Source organism: Mycolicibacterium sichuanense (assembly GCF_033741125.1).
GTDB lineage: Bacteria > Actinomycetota > Actinomycetes > Mycobacteriales > Mycobacteriaceae > Mycobacterium.
Map to the genome: position 1 here is coordinate 116787 of NZ_JAWQPU010000007.1, position 22905 is coordinate 139691.

Sequence of the window (22905 nt, forward strand, 5' to 3'; positions counted from 1 at the left end):
AGGAGAACGAATGCCGGTGTCGACCGACGACCGCATCGAGGAACTGCGCGCCGCGGGCGTCGAGCTGGTGGCTGGTTCGCTCACCGATCCCGCCGGTGTCACCAGGGCCAAGTACGTTCCGCTGCGTCGGCTCTCCGCCTTCCAGCGTTCGGGGATGGGAGTGTCCCCGTCGTGGAGCGTGTTCTGCGTCGACACCGGCATCGCCTTCACTCCAACCATCGGCGTCGCCGGAGACCTGCGGATCCGCATCGACCCGGACCAGGTCAGGATCATCGACGACGGCATCGCCTGGGCCCCGGGCAGTTTGACCGAACAAGAGGGCGCGCCCGCTGCGCTGTGCCTGCGTTCGCTGCTGGCCGCGAAGGAGCGGGCAGCAGCCGAACTCGGGCTCGAGGTACGCGTGGGTGCCGAGCTCGAGTGCACGATGATCGCGCCCGACGGCAGCCCCGCCTCGACCGGTTCCTGGTCCCCGTACGGGATCCGGACGTCGCTGGACCGGTCGGCATTCCTCGTCGACCTCGCGGCGACCGCCGAACGGGCCGGGTTGCAGGTCGAACAGATCCACACCGAGTACGGCCACGACCAGCTCGAGGTGTCCCTGGCGCCGACGACGCCGGTTGAGGCCGCCGACGCGGTGATCCTCGCGCGAATCGTGTTGAGTCGGGCGGCTTCTCGCCACGGGTTGCGAATCTCGTTCGCGCCGGTGCCCTTCGAGGGCGCGGCGGGCAACGGGGCACACCTGCACCTGTCGCTTGCTGACGAGACCGGGCCGCTGCTGTCCGGTGGCGACGGCCCGCATGGCATCCGCCCGGCGGGCGGGTCCGCGATCGCCGGCGTCATCGACACCCTTCCCGACCTGATCGGGGTCTACGCCGGCTCGGCACTGTCGGCGCTGCGGCTCAAGCCGGGCAACTGGGCGGGCGCGGCGGCGTGCTGGGGGCTGGAGAACCGAGAGGCGGCGGTGCGCTTCATCGCGGCCACGCCGGGCAGCCCCTACGGCGCCAACGCCGAACTCAAGCTGATCGATCCGAGCGCCAACCCCTACCTGGCCGCCGCGGCGTTCCTCGGCAGCGCGTTGCGGGGCATCGACCATGGTCTGGCCCTGCCGCCTGAGATCCCCGAGAATCCCGCGCAGTCCTCGGAGCCACCGCCGCCGCTGCCCACCGGACAGCGCGAGGCCATCGAGGCGCTCGAAAACTCGACGGTCGCAGCCGAATTGCTCACTCCGGAGGTGGTAGAGGCGCTCGTCGCGGTGCGCCGCTACGAGCTGACCACCTACGGGCCGCTGACCCCCGCCGAGACCACCCAGGCGCTGCGCCTCGCCTGGAGTTGCTGACCCACCACCGCCGCACCGCACGCCGAGAAGGAGACATCGATGAGTACCAACACCTCGCCGGTCACCCCGTCGGAGGGATCCGACCAAATTCCGCACCGCCGGTTGCCCTTCTGGGTGGCCCTGGCGATGTCGGTCGCCCTGGTCGGGCCGACCCTCGCGATGTCCGGCAACGGCCAGGGCCTGATCGCGACGGTCGGCAAGGCCATTCCGCTGGTGTTCCTGATCGGCCTGATCGGGGTCTCGCTCGTCGGCTACAGCTTCGTGCGGCTGACGCGTCACCTGAACCACGCCGGATCGGCCTACGGCCTGGTCGGCGGCACCCTGGGGCCGCGGGCCGGGTTCTTCTCCGGTTTCGCCATGCTCGGGGCCTACGTCGGCTTCGCCATCGGAACCCTGGCGTTGACCGCGGCGTTCGTCAACGCCTTCATCGCCGAACTGCAGCCCGGTAACGACAACCCGTTCCAGGTGCCGTGGCTCGTCGTCGTGGTGATCGGCGCCCTGATCTCGTTCCTGTTGTCGGGGCGTGACGTCCGGCTGCTGGCCAAGATCCTGCTCGCCATCGAGGGAGTCGGCATCGTGTCGATGATCGTGCTGGTGGTGGTGATCTTCGCCAAGGGTGGCGCGCCCAGCACCGGGGTGGACTTCAGTGCGTTCTCCTTCGACGGGGTCTCCGCCTCGGCCGTGCTCAGCGCGGTCGTCGCCGCCTTCCTGTCGTGGGCGGGTTTCGAGGCCTGCGCCTCGATGGGCGAGGAGACCGACGATCCCGGCCGCAACATCCCGCGGGCCCTGGCCGGCACGCTGATCCTGACCGGTGTGCTGTTCGTCGTCGTGATGTTCGCCCAGGTGGTCGGGTTCGGTACCGATCAGGCGGGCCTGGACGCCTTCCAGAACTCCGGAAACACGTTGGGCGACTTGGGTAGTAGCTACGTCGGCCAGTGGTTCAGCCTGTTGATCATCTTCACCGCGATCGTATCCGCGTTCGGCTGCCACCTGGCGTGCTCTGCGACCTCCGGCCGGATGCTGTACGCGTTCGGGCGGGACGGTTTCGGCCCGAAGTCGTTGGCGCACATCCACGAAGGCACCGGCGGACCGCGCTTCGCCACTTGGCTGGTGGTCGGGGTGGCCCTGGTGGTCGACCTGATCTGCGGTGCCCTCGGCTGGCCCGACATGGGCACCGGCAACGCCGCGATCAACACCTACTTCCTCTTCGCGGTCGCTGGTTCGGTCTGCCTGATGGTCTGCTACCTGCTCGTCGAGATCGCTGCGGTGTGGTTCGTCGGCGCGCCGAGGTTCGTCCGCGTACACGGCGGCGGCGGCAAGGTGCTCGGGCTGCTGCTGCCGACGCTCGGTGCGATCGTCATCGCGGTGGTGCTGTGGTTCAACGTCAAGGGCGCACAGACGTGGTCCGACGCTCCGTTGCTCGGATTGTATTGGTGTCTGGTCGGATTGGTCATCGCCCTGGCCGCGTCGCGGATTGCCAAGCGCGTCGGTGAGTCCCTGGCCGCCGAGCTGGCGCAAACGCAGTCCGAATGAGCACGCTCTACCAGCGCGACGCCGCCGCGATCGCCGGCATCGAGAAGCTGCGGTTCTTCCCGCTCGAGGTGACATCGGGGCACGGGTCGACGCTCGTCACCCCCGACGGCCGGGAGCTGCTCGACCTGTCGGCGACGTGGACGGCCAGCGGCCTCGGCCACGGGCACCCGGCCATCGTCGAGGCGGTCAGCCGCGCGGTGCGGACCGCCCCCGGTTCCGGTGGCCTGTCCGCGGTGCATCCCGACTCGGTGGGCCTCGCCGAGGATCTGCTGGCGCTGGTGCCGGGCAGCGGGGAGCGGCGGGTGTACCTGGGCCACGCCGGTTCCGACGCCAACGACGTCGCGCTGCGCGCGTGCCGGCATGCCTCCGGCAAGCGCACCGTGATCGCGTTCGAACACAGCTACCACGGTGGGGTCGGCGTCGCGATGGGCGTCTCCGGCGTGCACGTCGATGCGGGCACCCCGGCAGATCCGGACGCGGTGTTCCTGGCCTATCCCAACCCCTTTCGGCCATCGGGGGCTGACGTCACCGACGACGTCACCCGCTGCCTCGAGCAGGCGGAGGCCCATCTGAGCAGCGGTTCGGCCGCCTGCCTGATCGTCGAACCGATCCTGTCCGACGGTGGGCTGGTCGTCCCGCCCGATGGGTTCCTGGCCCGGTTGCAGGAACTGTGCACGCAGCACGGGGTTCCGATGATCTGCGACGAGGTCAAGATGGGACTCGGCCGCCCGGGCACCCTGCACGCGTTCGAGCACGACGGCATCACCCCCGACATCGTGACCTTCGGCAAGGTGCTGGGCGGCGGGTTGCCCCTCTCGGCGGCCGTCGGCCCGGCCGAGATCCTCGACGATCCGCCTGCCGCAGCTCTTCTCACCACCGCAGGCAACCCCGTGTGCACCGCGGCCGGTCGCGCGGTGCTGGCCACCATCGTCGGCGACGGGCTGGCCGAACGAGCGGCGACGGTCGGCGCGCGCCTGGCCGACGGGCTGCGCGCACTGGCCGGATCACCGGGCGCCGAGCACATCGGCGACGTCCGGGGCCGCGGCCTGGCGATCGGCCTGGAGCTCGTCGACCCGCAAACCGGGGACCGTGATCCCCGGCTCGCAGCGCAGGTGGTCTACCGTGCGTGGGAGCTGGGAGCGGTCGTCTACTACGTCGGCGGCAACGTCCTGGAGATCACCCCACCGCTGGTCCTCACCGAGGCCGAGGCGGACCGTGCGGTCGAGATCCTCGGCGCTGCCATCGCCGACGCCGCCGGCGGACGAGTCGATACCGAGGAGGTTGCACGCTATGCAGGCTGGTGACGTGTCCGCAGCGGGGATGCCCGACTTCTTCGCCGGCATCGAGGACGTGGTGCCCGGCCCGCTGGCCGAGCATCTTCGGGGCATCGGCCTGATCGACCACCACGTGCACGGCGTATTCGACCAAGCCGTGGACCGCGCCGACTTCGAGGCCTCCATCAACGAGGGCTCCACCGATCCGGTGCCCGGGTTCATGACGCAGTTCGACTCGCCGCTGGGCCTGTCCATCCGGCGGTGGTGCGCACCGCTGCTCGGCCTGGACGCGTTCGCCAGCGCCGACGACTACTGGGCACGCCGCAGTGAATTCGCCCCCGACGAGCTGGCCCGACTGCTGTTGCCCGCCGCGGGCGTCGCGCGCTGGATCGTCGACACCGGCTTCAAGGGCGACCTCATCACTACCCCCGAGCGGCTCACCGATCTCAGCGGGGTGCCGTCGTCGGAGATCCTGCGGCTCGAGCGTCTCACCGAGGACCTGCTCGAGGGAGGCACGTCGCCCGAGGACTTCCCCGCGGCGTTCCGCGCCGCCCTCGAGAAGGCCACCGCAGACCCGAACGTGTTGGGCACCAAGACGATCGCCGCCTACCGCATCGGCTTCGACATCGATTGGTCGCGGCCGTCGGACGCCGACGTGGTCGCTGGTGCCCGCGCGCTCGCAGCCGGCCCGGCGCCGCTGCGGGTCGCCGATCCGGTGCTGATCGCCTTCGGCGTCCACGAGGCGGCGGCGCACGATCTGCCGATCCAGGTACACGTCGGCTTCGGCGACCGCGACATGGACCTGCACCGCAGCGACCCGATGCTGCTGTTGCCGCTACTGCGCACCATGAGCCCGGTCCCGGTGCTGCTGTTGCACTGCTATCCGTTCCAGCGGCAGGCGGGTTACCTGGCGCAAGCCTTCGACCACGTGAACTTCGACGTGGGCCTGGCGATCAACTACCTCGGCGTGCGGTCCACGGGACTGGTCGCCGAGGCGCTGGAGACCGCGCCGTTCGCCAAGCAGCTGTACTCCTCGGATGCCTTCGGCCCACCCGAACTCCACGTGCTCGGTTCGGTGCTGTGGCGCCGGGCGATGGGCCAGGTGCTCGGCGACTGGATCCGCACCGGGGACTGCGGTGTCGCCGACGCGATTCACCTGGTCGACATGATCGGCGTCGAGAACTCCACCCGGGTCTACGGGCTGTGAAGCACGGTGCCGCACCGCTCTACGAGTCGCTGAGGCGGTTCGTCGAACGCGATCAGGCACCGTTCTACAGCCCAGGGCACAAGGGGGGCCGCACCCTCGACCCGTGGTTTCGCGACCACCTCGCCGCCGTCGACCTGAACAATCTGCCCGACACCGACACCCTGCACTGCCCCGAGGGGCCGATCGCGCAGGCCGAGGGATTGATCGCCGACGCCTGGGGCGTCGGCAAGAGCTTCATCATGGTGCAGGGGTCGACGGGCGGGAACATCGCCGTCGCGCTCTCGGCGTTGCGGCCCGGGCAGCCGGTCCTGGTGGCGCGCAACGCCCACAAGTCGGTGCTGGCGGGTCTGGTGCAGGTCGGCGCGCGGCCGGTGTGGCTGGAACCCCGCTGGGACGACGCGTTCGGGGTCGCCCACGGCCTCGACGTCGACGTCGTCGAACGCGGCTTCCGCGACAGTGGAGCCACCGCGCTGTGGGTGCTGCACCCCACCTACTACGGCACCACCGGGGACCTCTCGGCCATCGCCGCGTCGTGTCGCCGCCACGGTGCCACCCTGCTCGTCGACGGTGCGCACTCGCCGCACTTCGCATTTCACCCCGAAATGCCAACGCCCGGTGAACGATTCGGTGCAGCGACCGTCCAGTCGGTGCACAAGGTCATCTCGGGTCTGAGCCAGGCGGCGGTGCTGCACGTCGACCCGGACGTCCTCGACGAGGCGACGGTGCGCCGCGCCCTGCAGTTGATCCAGACCACCAGCCCGCACTTCGCGATCATGGCCTCGATCGATCTCGCGCGCCGGCAGATGATGCTCGACGGGCGACGACTCCTCGACGACGCCCTGGACCGCGCCCGCCGAACCGGGGCCCGCCTCGCCGCCATTCCCGGACTGACCGTGCTGCGGCCCGAACACCTCGCGGGTCCGGGCACCGGGTTGCACCAGCTCGACGAGACCAAGCTGCTCATCGGGACCGCCGGATCGAGCGCCGACGGCCGGTCGATCCTCAAGCGGCTCAACGACGTTCACGGCGTCCAACCCGAGCTGGCCGGAGCCGGGCACGTGCTGTGCATCACCACGATCGGCAACACCGACTCCGACATGGAGCGACTGGTCACCGCGTTCACCGAGGTCGCCCAGTACGCCGGGGCGCGGTCCGGCACCGGCGGCACGGCGCTGGTCGCCGACGTGCTGGCCGTGCGGCCCGAGGTGGTGCTGACCCCGCGGGAGGCGTTCTTCGCCGATGCGGAGACGGTGAGCCTGAATCGGGCGGCGGGCCGGATCGCCGCCGAGGCCATCACGCCCTACCCGCCGGGCATCCCGCTGGTGATGCCGGGCGAGCGGTTCGACGACGACGTGCTGAGACTGTTGACGGCGCTGCGAGATGCCGGCAACCCGATCAGCGCCTCCGACCCGACGCTCACATGCGTCAAGATCGTCACCCGCTAGCGTCAACCCGGAGGTACACATGCCCACGTCCGACGATCCCTCGACCTCGGCCATGCAGGCCGCGGTCGCCCTCATCGAGGCCTTCGGCGCGCACGACACCGCGGCCTACTTCGACGCGTTCGCCCCAGAGGCAACGTTCCTCTTCCACGCCGAACCCGCGCTGTTGCCATCGCGGGCGGCCTACGAGCAGCTGTGGGCGCAGTGGGAGCGCGACGGTTTTCGGGTGCTGTCCTGCCATTCGGTGAACCCGCGCCTGGACGTGGTCACCGACGAGGTCGCGGTGTTCACGCACCAGGTGCGCACGCGGCTGGCCGGCGAGGACACCGAGCAACGCGAACGCGAGACCATCGTGCTGCGGCGCGACGCCGACGGCCGCTGGCTCGGCGTTCACGAACACCTGTCGCTGGATTCTGCCCCGCAGTGACCCGCACCCGCGTTTGACGCACACCCTGTGAGGTAGTTGTCTGTTAGCCATCCGTATGCCGACAGTCAACCGGAAGGTCGCTTCATGACGACCGAAGCCAGCCCAGATGTCGAACAGCCCGCCGAACCACGCAGGCGCCGTCGCACGGTCGACGCGGTATCCCATCCTGCGCTGGACGTCGCGGTCGACGAGACCGAGCAGGCGCGCAGTCGTGGCATCGACTGGGCGGTGTTCGGCGTCACCGCCGTCATCGCCGTGGGATTCCTGGTGTGGGGCTTCGTCAGCACGCCGTCGCTGAGCAGCGTGTCCGGTACCGCCTTGACCTGGACCATGGAGAACACCGGCTGGCTCTTCGTCGTGACGTCGACGGGGTTCGTGGTCTTCGTGCTGTGGCTGGCCGCGAGCCGTTTCGGCGCCATCCCACTCGGGCGTGACGGTGAGGAACCGGAGTTTCGCACCGTGTCCTGGATCGCGATGATGTTCAGCGCGGGCATGGGCATCGGGCTGATGTTCTACGGGGTCGCCGAGCCGCTTTCGCACCTGGTGACACCGCCGCCCGGGACCGGTGCGCCGGGCAACCCCGAGGCCATGCAAACCGCGATGGCCACCACGCTCTTTCACTGGACGCTGCACCCGTGGGCGATCTACGCCGTCGTGGGTCTTGCCATCGCGTACGGCGTCTACCGGAAGGGCCGCCTGCAATTGATCAGCGCGGCGTTCGCACCGTTGCTCGGCGATCGCGCCAACGGGCCGCTCGGCAAGGTCATCGACATGCTGGCGATCTTCGCGACGCTGTTCGGTTCGGCCGCGTCACTCGGTCTCGGTGCCCTGCAGATCCGCAGTGGGCTCGACATCGTCACGGGCATCGGCGCCGGCGGCAACGCGGTCCTGCTCGGCATCATCGTGGTGCTGACGATCGCCTTCGTCTTCTCCGCGGTCTCCGGTGTGGCCAAGGGCATCCAGTGGCTGTCCAACATCAACATGGTGCTGGCGCTCGCGCTGGCCGTGTTCGTCTTCGTGGTCGGCCCAACGGTGTTCATCCTGAACGTGATTCCGACCGCACTCGGCAGCTATCTGCAGGACATCGCGATGATGTCGGCCCGCAGCGGTGCCGAGGGGGGTGCGGTGGACACCTGGCTGCAGACCTGGACGGTGTTCTACTGGGCGTGGTGGCTGTCGTGGACGCCGTTCGTCGGCATGTTCATCGCGCGAATCTCGCGCGGTCGCACCATCCGCCAGTTCGTCACCGGTGTGCTCTTGGTGCCCAGCGTGGTGTCGCTGATCTGGTTCGCCATCTTCGGCGGCGCAGCGATACACATCCAGCAGAGCGGTGTCGACCTCGCCGGCGAGGGCACCACCGAGGGTCAGCTGTTCACGCTGCTCGACCAGTTCCCGCTGGCCACCGTGGCCAGCGTGGTGGTGATCGTGCTGGTGGCCATCTTCTTCGTCTCCGGAGCCGACGCCGCGTCGATCGTGATGGGCTCGCTGTCCGAACGCGGGACCATAGAGCCGAGCAAGGCGACCGTGGTGTTCTGGGGTGCCGCCACCGGGGCCGTCGCGGCGGTCATGCTGCTCGTCGGCGGGGACGATGCGCTGACCGGTCTGCAGACGCTGACCATCCTGGCCGCCCTGCCGTTCGTGCTGGTGATGGTTGGTCTCGCGGTGGCGCTGGTGAAGGATCTTCGCAACGACCCCATGATGATTCGGCAGCGCTACGCCGCCGAGGCCGTCGAGGATGCCGTGATCGCCGGGGTCTGCGAGCACGGGGACGACTTCGTCATCGCGGTGGAACGGGACCCGGCCGTCGAACGGGACCCGGCCGCACCGAACTGATCCGGGGCCGCGGCGCGCCCGGGTGACCGAGGAGCGACGGGTAACCTCGGCGGTCATGGCAGACACCCCGGCAGTCACGGTCGAGACCACCGCGCGCAGGCGCGGGCGCAGTGGTGTGCGACTCGTCGTCGTCGGCCTGATCCTGCTGATCCTGCTCGGAGCGCCCTGGTGGACGCTGCTCTCGGCGGGCACGGCGTGGCCGCCGGCCGTGGTGATCGCCGGGACCGTCGCATTCGCCGCAGTATTCGTCGGGCTTCCGATGGCGATGATGCTGGGTCACGGCCGGCGGCACCGCGACTGGGCTGCCGTCATCGGTGACACCCTGCTCGGCGCGATCTGGGTGCTGTTCGTCTGGACGGTGCTGGCGCAGTTGCTGCGCGTAGCACTACTACTGGCGGGCATCGACGATCCGGCCCGCTCTCGGATCGTGGCAGCCTCGGTCGTCGTGGTCGTCGCGGTGCTGCTCGTCTGGGGGCACGTGGAGGCGATGCGGTTGCCACGGACCAAGCACGTCGACGTGGTCATCCCCAGGCTCGGCGGCGGACTGGACGGGATGCGGGTGGCGATGATCACCGACACCCACTACGGGCCGATCGATCGGACCCGGTGGTCGGCGCTGGTCGCCGACCGTGTCAACGAGATCGACGCCGACGTCGTCTGCCATGTCGGTGACCTCGCGGACGGCACGCCCGCGATGCGCGACGAACAGGTGCGCCCCCTCGCGGCGGTCCGCGCGCGGCTGGCCCGGGTCTACGTCACGGGCAACCACGAGTACTTCGGCGAGGCCCAGGGCTGGCTGGACTACATGACCGACATCGGCTGGGATGCGTTGCACAACAGGCACGTCGTGGTGCAGCGTGGTGGCGATGCCCTGGTGGTCGCCGGCGTCGACGACGCCACCGCCCGCGGCTCGGGTGCCCTCGGGCATGGGGCCGACCTCGATGAAGCCCTCGCCGGTGCCGACCCGGCGCTGCCCGTGCTGCTGCTGGCCCACCAGCCCAAGCAGATCCCCGAGGCGGTCCGGGCCGGGGTGGACCTGCAGATCTCCGGGCACACCCACGGCGGTCAGATCTGGCCGTTCAACGTCCTGGTCCGATTGGATCAGCCGGTCGTGCACGGATTGAGCCGTCACGGCGAGCGCACCCAGCTCTACACCAGCCGCGGCACGGGTTTCTGGGGTCCGCCGTTCCGGGTCTTCGCACCGAGCGAGATCACCGTGCTGACCCTGCGCCGGCCGTGACACGCCGTTGAGAGCGCGCGGCAGGACGGTCCCCGTCGGCAAGTTCGACGTGGCGTCGGACCGATGGGTCGACGCGGGCGGCGTCGCCGACGTCGAGCGCGAGTCGCTCACCGTTACCACCTTCAACGTGTGGTTCAGCGAGTACTACGCCCAGGACCGCTTCCAGGCCATCGCACGCTTGCTGTCCCGAAACCCTCCGGACGTCATGGTCTTTCAGGAGGTCACCCCCGAGGCGCTCGAGGTCTTCCTCACCCAGCCGTGGATCAGGGTGCGCTACCGCCGGGCCGAGATCACCGGTGCCGGCGTTGGCAACTACGGCATGCTGATGTTGTCCCGATTGCCGCTCGGGCGCGTCACCTACACCCGGTTGCCGACGCATCTGGACCGTGGCTTCCTGACCGCCCAGCTGATCGTCAACGGCCGTCCCCTGGTGATCACCGCCATCCACCTGGAGAGCGGGAAGGCCGCCTCGGCACTTCGCGCGAGGCAGTTGGGCCGGGTGTTCGGCTCTCTGCGACGGGCCGAGAACGCCATCGTGATGGGCGATTTCAACATGCGTGACACCGAGAACGCCATCATCACCGCGGCGTACCGGGACGTATGGCCCGCGCTGCGGCCGGACGAGCCGGGTTTCACCGAGGACACTTCCATCAACCACATGCGCTTCGACAGCAAGAGCAAGCACCGCCACGTCCGGTTCGACCGGGTGCTGCTCAAGGGTGACTGCTGGGCGGCCACCGAAATCGACTTGCTCGGCACCGAACCGATCGCCGCCGAGCTGCCGCGGGTGTTCCCCTCGGATCACTTCGGCGTCCGGTGCCGCTTCGAACCCCACGAGATCACGCCGACCGAACCCGATCGGCGCCAACGCTTCTGGCGGTTCTGACCGATCAGATGCTGAGCCTCCGGTAACGCTGCAGCCGGCGCACGCCTACCGCGCCTGCGGGGCCGTCATGCTGGCGCAGCGCCGTCGCCAACCGGTCGCCGACGGCGTCGGGATCGAAGTGCGTGCCGATGGCCACCAGGCAGTTGGCCCTGGCGTTGGGTGGTGCGGTCGCCACGTGCACCGAGGTGCCCACCACGTTCACCACGTAGCGGCGCACCCGGTCGCGACCCCGGATCGCGACGGTGCCCTTGAGGCGGTACACCCCGGCGGGTGGATCCTCGAGCAGGTCGAGCAGGGCGCCGGGGTCGATGCATCCCTCGCTGGTCGCCGTGGCCGAGGCGGCGTGGACGTGGTCGTGGTGGTCGGCGTGCGCATCGAGCAACAGCTCGCGAATCGACAGCTGTCCCGTCCCGTCGTCGGTGTCGGCCACGTCGTACAGCAGCGCGGGGTCGATCCTGGCGCCGACTGCCCCGACCACGTGGGCGTGCGGATTGCGTTCCCGGATGCGGGTTTCGATGCGGGCCAACTCGGCGTCGCGCCGGTCCTCGGGGATCTGGTCGAGCTTGTTGACCACGATGAGCGACGCCGCACCGTACCGCGCGAGCGGGGCGCCGCCACGGTCGACGACGTCGAAGTGGGTGGCGGCATCGATGACGTCGACCACACCGCCGTGGCGCACCCGCTCGACGCCGCTGAAGCGGATCAACCGTGAGACGGCGACGGGGTCGGCCAACCCGCTCGCCTCGACGATGATCGCGTCCAGCGCCAACCGCGGGTCGGTCAGCTTCTCCAGGGCAGTGTCGAGCCCTTCGTCGTCTTCCAGGCAGCAGACACACCCGCCCGCGATCGATACCGGCTCGTCGACCTGGCCGGTCACCAGCGCGGCGTCGACGTTGACGTCACCAAAGTCGTTGATGACCACACCGATCCGCGCGTCCGGAGCCCTCAGTACGTGGTTGAGCAGACTAGTCTTGCCGGCACCGAGGTACCCGGTCAAGGCGATGACGGGGATGGCGCGCACCCGAGGAGTGTAGGTGGGGCGCCAGGCGCGGCAACCTCGGGTGCGCGGTCGGATCAGTACGCTCGATCGGGTGACGCAGAACGGCACGCCGCTCGCCGCGGTCCGCAGCGCCATGGGGCGGCCCGTCTGGGTAGGCGGCCGAATCGACCGAATGAGGGGATTTCGTTCATGGGCGACGCAGACGCCGCGGACTGGACCAGGCAGCACCTCGAGACCTACCTCGGATCGGGAGGTGCGCAGGGGCACATCCTGGACCTCAGCTCGGCCGGCGGCCACCAGCTCGGGACGCACTGCCTGATCAGAGTCGCTGGCCGCAAGTCCGGCACACCCCACGTCACGCCCCTGATCTACGGCATCGTCGGTGGGGAGGTGGTGATCGTCGCCTCCAAGGGTGGCGCCGACACCGATCCGCAGTGGTACCTGAACATCAGGGAGAGCGAGACGGTCGACGTGCAGATCGCCACCCAGGCGTTCGAGGCCACCTGGCGCGAACCGGAGTACGAGGAGCGCCACCAGGTCTGGGCCTACATGACCCACCTGTTCCCGCCCTACCTCGGCTACCAGAGCTCGACGACGCGCCACATCCCCGTGGTCATGCTGCGGACTGGCCGCGCCATCCCCGTCTTCACCGCGTAGACGTTCGACTACGCGCCCAAGTCGCAGCGGCGGGCGAGGTCGGCGGCGGGCGTGCCGAACGTCTCCAGGATGCGCACCCCCGAGCCGCCGAGGTCGATCTCGAACAGCGCGTGGTCGGTGTAGACACGGCTGACGCACCGCAGGCCGGTCAGCGGGTAGGTGCAGCCGGCGACGAGCTTTGCCGTGCCGTCCTTGGCGAACAGGTTCATCATCACGAACACGTTCTTGGCGCCGATCGCCAGATCCATCGCGCCGCCGACGGCGGGGATGGCGTCGGGGGCACCGGTGTGCCAGTTGGCCAGATCGCCGCGGTGGCTGACCTGGAACGCGCCGAGCACGCAGACGTCGAGATGGCCGCCGCGCATCATCGCGAACGAGTCGGCGTGGTGGAAGTAGGACGCCCCGATCGTCTCGGTGACGGGGATCTTGCCCGCGTTGGTCAGGTCGGGGTCGATCGCGTCACCGGTGGCCTCGCCGCCCATGCCCAGCATTCCGTTCTCGGTGTGCAGCACCACCCCGGCCGCCGGATCGAGGTACTCGGCGACGGTGGTGGGCTGCCCGATGCCGAGGTTGACGTACGAGCCGGCGGGGATGTCGCGGGCGACGATGGCCGCGAGCTCGCGCCGGTTCAGCGGCCCACGATCGAGGTGCTCGACCGTCGGCGCAACGGGTGCGTGCAGCGTCACGATGCCACCTCCGACTGGGTCGACGCGGACAGATCGAGGATGCGATCGACGAAGATGCCTGGCGTCACCACGGTCTCGGGATCGATGTGACCGGCCGGGACGACGCGCGCGACCTCGGCGATGGTGAGCGCCGCGGCGGTCGCCATCACCGGTCCGAAGTTGCGGGCGGTCTTGCGGTACAGCAGGTTTCCTGCGGTGTCGCCGACGTGGGCGCCGATCAACGCGACGTCGCCGTGGATCGGGTACTCCAGGACGTAGTCGTGGCCGTCGATGGTGCGCGTCTCCTTGCCCTCGGCCAGCGGCGTTCCGACACCGGTGGGACAGAAGAACGCCCCGATACCGGCGCCCGCGGCCCTGATGCGCTCGGCGAGGTTGCCCTGCGGCACCACCTCGAGCCGGATCTTGCCGGCGCGGTACAACCCGTCGAACACGTAGGAGTCTGACTGCCGCGGGAACGAGCAGATCACCTCGTCGACTCGTCCGGCGGCCAGCAGGGCGGCCAGCCCGGTGTCACCGTTGCCTGCGTTGTTGCTGACGATCGTCAGCCCGCTGGCCCCCTGGTCGATCAGCGCGTCGATCAGCGTGGTGGGCATGCCGGCCATGCCGAACCCGCCGACCAGGATGGTGGCACCGTCGGCGATGCCGGCTACGGCCGCCGCGGAGTCATCGTGGATCACCGTGCGGCTCATCGGTTCTCTCCGGAGTCGTAGTCCGTGAGCACCGTCGAGGCGATCCGGAACGCCGTGTTGGCGTCGGGCACGCCGCAGTAGATGGCGGTCTGCATCAGCAGTTCCTTGATCTCGTCGTTGGTCAGCCCGTTGCGCCGGGCCGCGCGCAGATGCATGGCGAATTCCTCGTGGTGGCCGCGGGCGACCAGCGCGGTGAGCGTGATCATCGAGCGGCTGCGACGGTCCAGCCCGGGCCTCGTCCAGATGGTGCCCCAGGCGTACTCGGTGATCATCCGCTGGAAGTCGGCGGTGAGATCGGTGGTCGCCGCGACGGCACGGTCGACGTGGGCGTCACCGAGCACGGCCCGGCGCACGGTCATCCCGGCGTCGTGGATGGCGGCGGTGGTGCCGTCGGGTTCGGTGGTCACGCCGCAGTGCTCGGCGATCAGCGCGGCGACCAGGGCCGGAGCTTCGGCGGCGGCCAGGTGCCCGACGCCGTCGAGCACCTCCAGGCGACCATTCTTCACTCCGGAGGCGATGCGCCGCAACGACTCCGGGGGAGTGGGCACGTCCTCGGCCCCGGCGATCGCCAGCACGGGCGTGGTGATGTCGGCGAGACGACTGGTGACGTCGAACGCGGCCAGCGCCTCGCAGGTCTGCGCGTAGCACTGCGGGTCGGTGTCGCGCAGCGCGCCGAGCAGCCCGGCGGCCAGGTCGGGTCGACGGGTGGCGAACCCGCTACCGAACCAGCGTTGCGCGGCACCGCCTAGGACGGCGGAGATCCCCTCGGCGCGGACGGCGGTGGCTCGGTCGTGCCAGCCGTCGGGGGTGCCGATCACCGCGCCGGTGCAGAGCACCGTGGCCGTGCGCACCCGGTCGGGGGCGTCGAGCAGCAGCTGCAGGCCGATGCCTCCGCCGACGGAATCTCCTGCGTAGTGGAAGTTTTCGGCGTCCAGCCGATCGGCCAGTGCCACCACGCCGGCGGCCAGGTCGGCGATGCCGAACACCTCGGCCGCCGGGCTGCGGCCGTGGCCGGGCAGGTCCCATGCGACGACGCGCAGATGCGAACGCAGGTATCGTGCCGCGCTGGCCCAGAGCGTGTCCGCCGAGGTGCCCAGCGACGGGCCGAGTAGTAGCAGGGGTGCGTCGGCCGGGCCGCCGAAGTCGGTTCCGACCAGTCGCGGGGTACTCACGAAGCGTCCTTCCGGTAGCGGCGCGCGCGGTCCAGCGCACCGTCGACGAGCAGGTCGGCCGCGCCGACATAGCTCGGATTCGGTTGCCGCCCAGCCAATTGCGCCATCGTACGCTGCTCGTCTTCCAGGTCGCCGGCGGCAGCGAGGTTGGCCGCGGCCCGGTCGGCGTCGACGGCGAGCCCGGTCAGCAGCTCCGAGGCGTGCACGGCGGCGACGACGGTCTGGCGGCCCAGGGTCCGCAGGGGCGCCCACTCGGCGTGCCAGCCGCCGTCGGCGCGCTCGTCGACGCTGACGGCCGCGGCGGTGTGCAGCGTCGCGGCCAGTGGGCCGGCGGTGAGCGCCGCGCGCCGGATCAGCACCGAGCGCACCGGATTGTTCTTGTGGGGCATGGTCGACGACCCGCCGCCGCTGCCCTCGGCGAACTCCCCGATCTCGCGTCGGCTGCCGGTCGCGACGTCGGCGGCAACGTGGCCCCAGGCGTCGCAGCACCCGACGAGCACGTCGCCGGCCCGGGTGATCGGCGCGCGCGTGGTGTGCCACGGTGCCGCAGGCGCCAGACCCAGCGCACCGGCCAATGCGTCGGCCAGGTCGACGGCGCCTCGCACCGATCCGGTGAGCTCGACGATCGCGGCCAGCGTGCCCACCGCGCCGCCCACCTGCACGCGCAGGCCGGTGCGGACGTCGGCCAACGGCTCGGCCGCATCGAGCAGACCGCTCAGCCAGGCGGCGACCTTGACCCCGACGGTGCTCGGCAGCGCGGCCTGGGTCAGGGTGCGCGCGAGCATCGGTGTGTCACGGTGGGTTTCGGCGAGCTGGCACAGGGCACCGACTTGGACGGCGATCTCCGCGGTGATCCGGTCGACCACCTCGCGCAGGCACAGCATCAAGGCGGTGTCGACGACGTCCTGGCTGGTCAGTCCGCGGTGCAACCAGCGTGCCGTCGCCTCGGGCGTGCGTTGGCGCAGCAGCCTCACCAGACCCGACACCGGATTGCCGTCGGTGTCGGCCCGCTGCGCGATGGCCTCCGCGTCGTCGGCATCGAGGTAGCCGCTCAGCTCGGCGCTGGCGGCCCTTGGTGCGATCCCCGCTGAGACGAGGCCGTCGAGCCAATGCCGTTCCACCGCAACCATGGCCCGCAGGAACGTCGCACCGCTCATCACCTCGCCGGCGAGGTGGTCACCCGGCCAGAAGGGATCCGTCACGGCCGATGGCCCGGGTACCGCAGGAAGACCGTCTCCCGGGGACCCTGCAGGGCGATGTCGAAACGGAGGCCGTCGAAACGGAGGCCGTCGGGCTCGCCGGTGGCGACGAGCGTGTCGCGCCGATCGGCGGGCAGCGATGCCAGCAGGGCGTCCTTGGCCAGGTGGTCACCCGGTACGTAGACCCGGGTGAACAGTCGGTTGAGCAGCCCGCGGGCGAAGATCGTCACCATGATGAACGGCGCCGCACCGGGATTGGTCGCGCCGGGCAACACCGTCGAGAAGCTGTAGTGCCCCTCGTCGTCGGTGGCTGCACGGCCCCAACCGGTGAACGTCCAGCCGTCGCGCCGCAGCGCCCCGGTGGCGTTCGGCACGTTGCCGTCGGCGTCGGCCTGCCAGATCTCCAGGAGTGCGTCGGGAACCGGGTTGCCCTCGCCGTCGGTGACGACGCCGTGCAGCCGGATCGAACCCGGCGACCCGGGTGGTACCAATTCACTGCCGCGCTCGAACGGAAGTGCGTAACCGAAGAACGGGCCGACGGTCTGGCCGGGGGTTGCAGTCAGCATGGCGTTCACGATTCCTCCATCGGCGTGCGGTGGGCACCGGTCAGCACCACGTCCCATCGGTATCCGGTCGCCCATTCGTGCGTCGTGACGTCGTGATCGTAGGTGGCGACCAATCGATCGCGCGCCTTCTGATCGGTGATGGCCTGGTAGATCGGATCCAAACCGAACAGCGGGTCACCGGGGAAGTACATCTGGGTGATCATCCGCTGGGTGAATTCCGTTCCGAACAGCGAGAAGTGGATGTGCGCCGGTCGCCACGCGTTGCGGTGGTTCTTCCACGGATACGGGCCCGGCTTGATGGTGGTGAACCGGTAGTAGCCGTCGTCGTCGGTCAGGCATCGCCCCACCCCGGTGAAGTTGGGATCGATCGGGGCGGGATGCTGATCACGCTGGTGGATGTAGCGTCCCGCGGCGTTGGCCTGCCAGATCTCGACGAGCTGACGCCGCACCGGGCGGCCGTCCCCGTCGACCACGCGCCCGGTCACCACGATCCGCTCACCGATTGGATCGCTGCCGTGCCCGATGGTCAGGTCGGACTCGAGTGCGTTGACGTCACGCTGGCCGAAGCACGGCGTCCACAGTTCGATCCCCTCGGGATCGGCGTGGTGCAGGTCCTTGGTCGGGTGCCGCAACAGGCTGCTGCGGTACGGCGCGTAGTCCAGCCGGGGCTGGGTCTCTTCGACCCCGGCCTGCTGATAGGTACTCTCGATGGCCGCGATCTCGGCGCTGACGTCGGCCTGGCTGCTTGACGCGCTGTCGGAATTGGTTGCGATGCTTGACATGTCGTGGTCCTCCTCGGTGCTAGTGGTCGACCAGTGCCCGGGTCGGGTCCTGGGTCCGCTTGCCGAGCAGCATGGTGGGGACGTCCTTGGTCTCGCTGGCGGTCAGGGCCGACGCGGCCGCGATGACGCAGACGACGGCGGTGAAGACGCCGATGACGACCCAGCCGCCCTCGCGGATGCCGCCGAGCGCGGTGACGATCGTCGGGGCGAAGCCGGCGACGAGGAAGCCGAGCTGAGTACCGATCGCCACGCCGGAGAAACGCACCTCGGTGCTGAACATCTCGTTGTAGAAGGACGGCCAGACGGCGTTGGCGGCACCGTAGCCGAACGCGAAGGTCGCGATGGCCAAGATGAACGTCAGCGTGTGATCGTCGTTGCTCATCGAGAGCATGTAGAACGGCATCAGCACCGCCGAGGACAGTGCGCCGTAGACGAATGTCGGCTTGCGCCCGATCTTGTCGGCGAGCATGCCGAACAACGGCTGGGTGCCAAGGGCGACGACGTTGGCCACGACCACCAGCCACAAGGTGATGTCGGCGGGCAACCCGACCTTCTTGCCGTAGGCGATGGCCAGGGTGCCGAACACCGTCGACACCGCGGCGATGAAGGCGCAGAAGAAGACGCGCAGCACGTCGCGCCAGTGATCGCGCATCAGCGGCTTCAGCGGCATCCGGGCGATGGTGCCCGCGGCCTTGGCCTCCTCGAACTCCGGGGTCTCGTGCAGCTTGCGGCGGATGAAGTACGCGACGACGACCACGACGGCACTGAGCCAGAAGGGAACTCGCCAACCCCAGGAGAGCTCGGCTTCATCCGACAGCGAGACGAACGGGATCAGTACCAGCGACGCCAGGATGAGTCCGCCCTGGGTCCCGGTCAGCGTCCACGAGGTGTAGAACGCGCGCTTGTGGTCGGGGGCGTGTTCCAGGGTCAGCGAACTGGCGCCGGCCTGCTCACCCGCCGCCGAGAAGCCTTGCAGCAGACGGCAGAGCACCAGCAGACCGAGTCCGAGGTAACCAGCACTGGAGAACGTCGGAAGGCAGCCGATGGCGAAGGTCGAGACGCCCATCAAGACGATGGTGAACATCAGCACCTTCTGCCGGCCGATCCGGTCGCCGAAGTGGCCGAGCACGAATGCCCCGACGGGCCGCGCGAAGTAGGCCACGCCGAAGGTTGCGAAGGACATCACCAGGGCGCCCTGGCCGCCGCCCGCGGGGAAGAACACCCGGGGGAAGATCAGCGCAGCCGCCTGGCCAAACAGGAAGAAGTCGTAGTACTCGACCGCACTGCCCATGAAGCTGGCCAGCGCGGCCCGGCGCGGGGTGCGCGCGGGCCGGGCCGGGGGCACACCCCCGGCGGGATTTGGGTGGATTGCGGTCATCGGATCCTCCTAAGTTTCCTGCGGGCGCTGGGTTGGTGGGGGTGAATCAGCCGACGAGGCCGCGGAAGTGTCGCGACATCCTGCCGGCGTCCGGCGTGCGGCCGGTGATCAGTCCGAATGCGGTGGTGGCCTGGTGCACGGCCATGTGCCCACCGTCGAGGGTGCGACAGCCGGCGCGTCGGGCAGCCGTCAGCAGTTCGGTGTTCAACGGGCGGTAGACGATGTCGGCGACCCAGAGGCCCTGATGCAGCAGGCCGGCGTCGAAGGGCAGGCCGGGGTGCTCGGCCATGCCGGTGGGCGTGCAGTGCACGACGCCGTCGGCGTGCGGCAGGAGCACCGCGAGCTTGTCGAAGGACGAGGCGTCGACCCGCGAGTTCGGGTGCCGCGCGGCCAGTTCACCAGCCAGCGCGGTCGCGCGATCGACGTCGAGGTCCACGACGGTCAGATGATCGGTACCCAGCTCGAGCAGGGCGTGACCGACCGCGGCACCGGCGCCGCCCGCGCCAAGCAGGACGACGTCGGTGGTTGCGGCTGCCGGCAGTCCCTCGGCGAAGCCGGTGGCGAACCCGGGTGCGTCGGTGTTGTACCCGACCGTGCGGGTCGCCTCGAAGACGACCGTGTTGACCGCTCCTAGCGCGGCCGCCGCGTCGTCGACCGCGTCGAGGTGCTCGATGACCAGCTTCTTGCACGGGTGCGTGACGTTGAGGGCGTTGAAGCCGAGGGCGCGGGCCCAGGTGAGCACCTCACCGACGCGCTCGGGGGCGACGCCGATCTCGCGCAGGTCGATGGTCCGGTAGACGTAGTCGAGGCCGTGGGCCGCGCCCTCGGCCATGTGCATGGCCGGGGTCAGCGACGGCCCGACGCCGATGCCGACCAGGCCGACGAGGAAGGGTTCGTTCGCCACGGTCTACCGCTCTCTCTAATGAACTAACTGGTACGTACAAGAGAGTAGAGCAGTGTGGCGTGCGTCTCGTCAAGCCTTGGTTGGTGGGCCCGGTCTCAGTGTGGGGCCGCGTACTACCGCGAGGTCAGCCAGCCGACCACGACGTCGCCGATCATCCGGCGCATATGGGCGCGCTGGTTGACCTCGGTGAAGTCGACGCCGAAGAGGAAGCCGAAGGTGTGCCGGTTGGCGACCTGGAAGACGCAGTAGGAGCTGATCACGATGTGCACGTCGAGCGCCTCGACGTCGTCGCGGAACACGCCGAGATCCCGGCCGCGGGCCAGGATCTCGTCCAGGAGCGAGGTGGCCGGCCGGGACAGCGTGCGCAGCGAGTCGAGTCGGCCGATGAATTCACCCCGGTGGATGTTCTCGATCGACACCAGTCGGATGAACGCCTGGTGGTCCAGGTGATGGTCGAAGGTCAGCTCGGCGAGCCGGCGCATCGCGACGACGGGATCGACGTGGTCTACCTGAAGTTTCTGCTCAGCTTCGCGAATGCCGCGATAGGCGTTCTCCAGGACGGCGAGGTAGAGCTGCTCCTTGCCGCCGAAGTAGTAGTAGATCATCCGCTTGGTGGTCCGGGTGCGATCGGCGATCTCGTCGACCCTGGCGCCCGAGTATCCCGACTCCGCGAACACCTCGGTGGCCACGGCCAGCACCTCGGCCCGCGTGCGCTCGGCATCGCGCTGCAGCTCCCGCTTGGGCTCGGGGACGGTCACGCGGGCAGCTTACTTCGCGTCCGAAGTCGATTTGGCGGACTGTCTTCCGAATGTATTAACCGTTTAGTACATTGGGTGTGATTGGAGGCACACCATGAGGACGTCCATCGCCACCGTGTCCATCAGCGGGTCGCTCGTCGAGAAGCTGCATGCGTGCGCAGCCGCAGGGTTCGACGGCGTCGAGATCTTCGAGCCGGACCTGATCGCCAGTGACCACAGCCCCGAGGAGATCCGCGCGCTGGCGCGCCGCCTCGGCCTCTCGCTGGACCTGTACCAACCGCTGCGCGACATCGAGGGCGTGGACGAGGCCACCTTCGCCGAGAACCTGCGCCGCGCCGGTGCCACGTTCGCCACCGCCCAGCGGCTCGGCATCGACACGGTCCTGGTCTGCAGCAACGTGGCCACCGCCACCGTCGACTCCGACGAGCACTCCGCCGACCAGCTGCGCCGGCTCGGCGACGTCGCCGCCGGCTACGGAGTCCGGATCGCCTTCGAGGCGCTGGCGTGGGGGCGGTTCGTCGACGACTACCGACGGGCCTGGCGCATCGCCGAACTGGCAGACCACCCCGCGGTCGGGGTCTGTCTGGACAGCTTCCACGTGCTGTCCCGCGGCGACGATCCGGCGGCCATCGAACGCATCCCCGGGGACAAGATCTTCTACCTCCAACTCGCCGATGCGCCCGCCCTGTCCATGGACGTGCTGTCGTGGAGCAGGCATCATCGGCTGTTTCCCGGTGAGGGTGCCTTCGATCTGGCGACGTTCGTCTCCCATGTGCTGGCGACCGGGTTCGACGGACCGCTGTCCCTCGAGGTCTTCAACGACACCTTCCGGCAGACCGACCCGGAACGCACCGCGGTGCACGCGCTGCGGTCGCTGGTCTGGCTCCAGGACAAGGTGGCAGCACTGCCGGGCGCCGGCCGCGCCGCCGCGCTGACGCCCGTCGCGGACGCCAAGCCGCCCGTGGGCTTCGACTTCGTCGAACTCAAGGCCGAGGACACCAGCGACGTCGAGGTGCTGCTCGAACAGCTGGGCTTCATCCCAGCCGGTCGGCACCGCACCAAGCCGGTGTCGCTGTGGACCTCGGGCGAGGTCCGTGTGGTGCTCAATGAGCACCAGGCCCGCGACGTCGCCCCGCACGTCGCCGCGGTCGGCTTGCTGGTACCCGACGCAGATGCCACCTCGCAGCGCGCGGCAGACCTGATGGCACCCGCCGCCTACCGCCGGACCTACGCCAGTGAACAGGCACTCGGCGGAGCCACCGCACCCGACGGGACCGAGTTCTTCTGGGTCGGGGCACCGTCGACCGGCTCGGCTCCAGCCTGGGTGGGCGAGTTCGAGAATGGTCTGCCGTCGCGGCCGGGTCCGGCCCCGTACGGCATCGACCACGTCAACCTGGCCGTCCCGTGGCAGACGGCGGACGAGGCGGTGCTGTTCCTCACCAGTGTCTTCGGGCTCGGCGCGGACGCACCCACCGAGGTGGCCGGGCCGATCGGACTGGTCCGCAGCCAGGTGATGCGCACCGAGGACGGCTCGATTCGCTTGCCGCTCAACGTCGCACCGCAGGTCCTCGAACAGGACCCCATGCCTCAGCACGTCGCGTTTGCGTGCGCTGACGTCGTCGCCTTCGCCCGCGCCGCCCGGGCCCGGGGGCTGGGCTTCCTGGACGTGCCCGACAACTACTACGACTACGTCGCGGGCCGCTTCGGCGTCGATGCCGACACGATCGCCGAGCTGCGCGACCTCGACCTGCTCTACGACCGCAGCGCCGACGGCGCCTTCATCCACTTCTACACTCGCACCGTCGGCACGGTGTTCTTCGAATTCATCCAGCGCATCGGCGATTACGACGGCTACGGCATCGACAACGCCCCGGTGCGGCTGGCGGCGCAGCGCCTGCGAGGCACGTCGCGGCGGTGAGACGAGCGTTCTAGCAGC

Annotated in this window: 21 protein-coding genes; 11 read left to right on the forward strand and 10 right to left on the reverse strand. The window is 69.6% G+C overall.

What is annotated here, in order from left to right:
* The first annotated feature begins 10 nt into the window (after window positions 1–10).
* The 9 genes from SBI80_RS21275 to SBI80_RS21315 all read left to right on the forward strand — a co-directional run bounded on the left by SBI80_RS21275 (window position 11) and on the right by SBI80_RS21315 (window position 11178).
* Entirely contained in the window at window positions 11–1336 is a 1326-nt protein-coding gene (locus SBI80_RS21275) for a type I glutamate--ammonia ligase (protein WP_318976812.1), read from the forward strand.
* Between the two features lie 39 nt (window positions 1337–1375).
* Window positions 1376–2869, forward strand: a complete 1494-nt coding sequence (locus tag SBI80_RS21280) for an APC family permease (RefSeq protein ID WP_318976813.1) — start codon at window positions 1376–1378, stop codon at window positions 2867–2869.
* Window positions 2866–4173: an aspartate aminotransferase family protein gene (locus tag SBI80_RS21285; protein ID WP_318976814.1), complete on the forward strand. Its 1308-nt coding sequence runs from the start codon at window positions 2866–2868 to the stop codon at window positions 4171–4173. Before SBI80_RS21280 ends, SBI80_RS21285 begins: the two co-directional genes overlap by 4 nt.
* 16 nt (window positions 4174–4189) lie before the next feature.
* Window positions 4190–5350, forward strand: coding sequence for an amidohydrolase family protein (locus SBI80_RS21290; protein ID WP_318977027.1), 1161 nt, complete (start codon window positions 4190–4192; stop codon window positions 5348–5350).
* Entirely contained in the window at window positions 5347–6795 is a 1449-nt protein-coding gene (locus SBI80_RS21295) for an aminotransferase class I/II-fold pyridoxal phosphate-dependent enzyme (RefSeq protein ID WP_318976815.1), read from the forward strand. The genes SBI80_RS21290 and SBI80_RS21295 overlap by 4 nt, the downstream gene beginning before the upstream one ends.
* A gap of 19 nt (window positions 6796–6814) precedes the next feature.
* A complete protein-coding gene (locus tag SBI80_RS21300) occupies window positions 6815–7219 on the forward strand; it encodes a YybH family protein (RefSeq protein ID WP_318976816.1) in 405 nt (134 codons plus the stop codon).
* An 84-nt stretch (window positions 7220–7303) separates the two neighbouring features.
* Entirely contained in the window at window positions 7304–9052 is a 1749-nt protein-coding gene (locus SBI80_RS21305) for a BCCT family transporter (RefSeq protein WP_318976817.1), read from the forward strand.
* 55 nt (window positions 9053–9107) lie between these two features.
* Window positions 9108–10292 (forward strand): metallophosphoesterase, encoded by a 1185-nt coding sequence (locus SBI80_RS21310; RefSeq protein ID WP_318976818.1) that lies wholly within the window; start codon window positions 9108–9110, stop codon window positions 10290–10292.
* 49 nt (window positions 10293–10341) lie between these two features.
* On the forward strand, window positions 10342–11178 hold the full coding sequence (locus SBI80_RS21315) for an endonuclease/exonuclease/phosphatase family protein (protein WP_318976819.1): 837 nt from the start codon (window positions 10342–10344) through the stop codon (window positions 11176–11178).
* A 4-nt stretch (window positions 11179–11182) separates the two neighbouring features.
* Here SBI80_RS21315 and SBI80_RS21320 read toward each other — a convergent pair whose 3' ends face one another.
* The gene (locus SBI80_RS21320) at window positions 11183–12199 is read right to left on the reverse strand and encodes a CobW family GTP-binding protein (RefSeq protein ID WP_318976820.1); all 1017 of its coding nucleotides are present in this window, start codon (window positions 12197–12199) and stop codon (window positions 11183–11185) included.
* A gap of 168 nt (window positions 12200–12367) precedes the next feature.
* Here SBI80_RS21320 and SBI80_RS21325 point away from each other — a divergent pair, with 168 nt between their 5' ends.
* A complete protein-coding gene (locus SBI80_RS21325) occupies window positions 12368–12835 on the forward strand; it encodes a nitroreductase/quinone reductase family protein (protein ID WP_318976821.1) in 468 nt (155 codons plus the stop codon).
* 8 nt (window positions 12836–12843) lie between these two features.
* Here SBI80_RS21325 and SBI80_RS21330 read toward each other — a convergent pair whose 3' ends face one another.
* The 9 genes from SBI80_RS21330 to SBI80_RS21370 form a co-directional block, all read right to left on the reverse strand.
* Window positions 12844–13521 (reverse strand): CoA-transferase, encoded by a 678-nt coding sequence (locus SBI80_RS21330; protein WP_318976822.1) that lies wholly within the window; start codon window positions 13519–13521, stop codon window positions 12844–12846.
* A complete protein-coding gene (locus tag SBI80_RS21335) occupies window positions 13518–14210 on the reverse strand; it encodes a 3-oxoacid CoA-transferase subunit A (RefSeq protein WP_318976823.1) in 693 nt (230 codons plus the stop codon). The genes SBI80_RS21330 and SBI80_RS21335 overlap by 4 nt, the downstream gene beginning before the upstream one ends.
* On the reverse strand, window positions 14207–15382 hold the full coding sequence (pcaDC, locus tag SBI80_RS21340; RefSeq protein WP_318976824.1) for a bifunctional 3-oxoadipate enol-lactonase/4-carboxymuconolactone decarboxylase PcaDC: 1176 nt from the start codon (window positions 15380–15382) through the stop codon (window positions 14207–14209). Before pcaDC ends, SBI80_RS21335 begins: the two co-directional genes overlap by 4 nt.
* Window positions 15379–16584, reverse strand: a complete 1206-nt coding sequence (gene pcaB, locus SBI80_RS21345) for a 3-carboxy-cis,cis-muconate cycloisomerase (RefSeq protein ID WP_318976825.1) — start codon at window positions 16582–16584, stop codon at window positions 15379–15381. The genes pcaDC and pcaB overlap by 4 nt, the downstream gene beginning before the upstream one ends.
* Window positions 16581–17156, reverse strand: coding sequence for a protocatechuate 3,4-dioxygenase subunit alpha (gene pcaG / locus SBI80_RS21350; protein ID WP_318976826.1), 576 nt, complete (start codon window positions 17154–17156; stop codon window positions 16581–16583). The genes pcaB and pcaG overlap by 4 nt, the downstream gene beginning before the upstream one ends.
* Complete coding sequence (pcaH, locus tag SBI80_RS21355; protein ID WP_318976827.1) at window positions 17153–17929, reverse strand: protocatechuate 3,4-dioxygenase subunit beta; 777 nt, start codon at window positions 17927–17929, stop codon at window positions 17153–17155. The genes pcaG and pcaH overlap by 4 nt, the downstream gene beginning before the upstream one ends.
* Window positions 17930–17948: 19 nt before the next feature.
* Window positions 17949–19307 carry an MFS transporter gene (locus SBI80_RS21360; RefSeq protein WP_318976828.1) on the reverse strand — a complete coding sequence of 453 codons (1359 nt, stop codon included), beginning with the start codon at window positions 19305–19307 and terminating at the stop codon, window positions 17949–17951.
* A gap of 46 nt (window positions 19308–19353) precedes the next feature.
* Entirely contained in the window at window positions 19354–20211 is an 858-nt protein-coding gene (locus SBI80_RS21365; protein ID WP_318976829.1) for a shikimate dehydrogenase, read from the reverse strand.
* Between the two features lie 113 nt (window positions 20212–20324).
* Window positions 20325–20969 (reverse strand): TetR/AcrR family transcriptional regulator, encoded by a 645-nt coding sequence (locus SBI80_RS21370; RefSeq protein WP_318976830.1) that lies wholly within the window; start codon window positions 20967–20969, stop codon window positions 20325–20327.
* 94 nt (window positions 20970–21063) lie between these two features.
* Between SBI80_RS21370 and SBI80_RS21375 the strand changes: the two genes are divergently transcribed.
* Window positions 21064–22887 carry a bifunctional sugar phosphate isomerase/epimerase/4-hydroxyphenylpyruvate dioxygenase family protein gene (locus SBI80_RS21375; RefSeq protein ID WP_318976831.1) on the forward strand — a complete coding sequence of 608 codons (1824 nt, stop codon included), beginning with the start codon at window positions 21064–21066 and terminating at the stop codon, window positions 22885–22887.
* Window positions 22888–22905 lie beyond the last annotated feature (18 nt).